The following is a 1,224-nucleotide window of genomic DNA, read 5'->3' as shown; positions in this document are numbered from 1 at the left end:
AAAGGCCTGATCGCCATCATCAACGGAAAAGCTACGGCCATGAAGGCCGGCCGGATCGTGATAGACGCCCTGGACGTCCTCTTGCGCCTCTTCGATGATCCGGCGCGCGAACGGAATGAACTCTATGTCCTGCACGATTGGCTGATCGACCACGACATGACCGCAGTTCTCACCGTGAAAACGGCGAAAGATGGGGAGAGCTCGGGCCGCTACGAATTCCTCGACTTCATGGCTAATTGCGTCATCTACCTCGACCAACGCGTCACCGAGCAGATCGCGACCCGTCGGCTGCGGGTGCTCAAGTATCGCGGCTCCGGCTTTGGCCGCAATGAATATCCCTTTTGCATCACCGATGAGGGCATCACCATTATCCCGATCTCGTCCGCCGGGCTAAACCATAAACCGCTTGGCCCAAAGGTATCCAGTGGCCATTCAAGACTTGATGCTCTTCTCGACGGGGGGTACCGACGCGCCTCCTGCATCCTGATATCCGGTACAACCGGGACCGGCAAGACTACGCTGGCCAGCACATTCGTACAGTCTGCCTGCGAGCGTGGTGAAAAAGTGCTCTATATCAATTTTGAGGAGTCGCAGGAGGCAATGGTATCCGGCATGCTCAGCCCGGGAATTGACCTCCGTCCGGCATTGCGGGCTGGCAGGCTGCGGTTTCTCACAGCCATGCCCGAAGCAATGGGCGTGGAGGAACATCTGATCCGCGCATTCAAAGCCATAAAGGCCTTTCAACCAGACCACGTGATAGTTGACGCCATCTCGTCTTGTGAGCGCATGGGCACGAGGGAGGCCGCTTATGATTATCTGATGCGTGTCGTGAATGCATGCAAAGAGCGAGGAATCACCCTTATTTTAATCAACCAGACCTCAGGCTTCCGGGNNTATTTTAATCAACCAGACCTCGGGCTTCCGGGAGGAACACGAAATCAGCGGCATCGGCATCTCCTCCATGGTGGATACGGTTATCTTCTTGCGCTACATCGAGATTGGCGGCGAGATCAACCGCATGGTGATGATCATGAAATCGCGGGGTTCGAAGCACTCCAACCAGTACCGGGAATTCCTCATCACAGACCATGGCATTGACATCGCTGATGTGTATGTCGGGGAGGGCGGTGTGCTGACCGGTGCGGCACGTCAGGAGCAGGAGGCCAGAGAAGAGGCCCAGCACCGTCGAAGATTGCAGGAAATCGAGCATAAGGAGCATGAGGT

General features: G+C 56.2%; 2 protein-coding genes. Both read left to right on the top strand.

The features are described 5' to 3' along the window. A partial coding sequence (locus GTN70_04300; protein NIO16210.1) for an AAA family ATPase occupies window positions 1-1,098 on the top strand: 1,098 nt, incomplete at its 5' end. Further along, window positions 896-1,224 (top strand): KaiC 1 (locus tag GTN70_04295; GenBank protein ID NIO16209.1); only part of this gene is annotated, 329 nt, incomplete at its 3' end. The genes GTN70_04300 and GTN70_04295, both read left to right, overlap by 203 nt.

This window comes from Deltaproteobacteria bacterium (assembly GCA_011773515.1).
GTDB lineage: Bacteria > Desulfobacterota > Deferrimicrobia > J040 > J040 > WVXK01.
The sequence above is the reverse complement of the archived record's forward strand: the minus strand, read 5'-3'. Positions and strand labels throughout refer to the sequence as shown.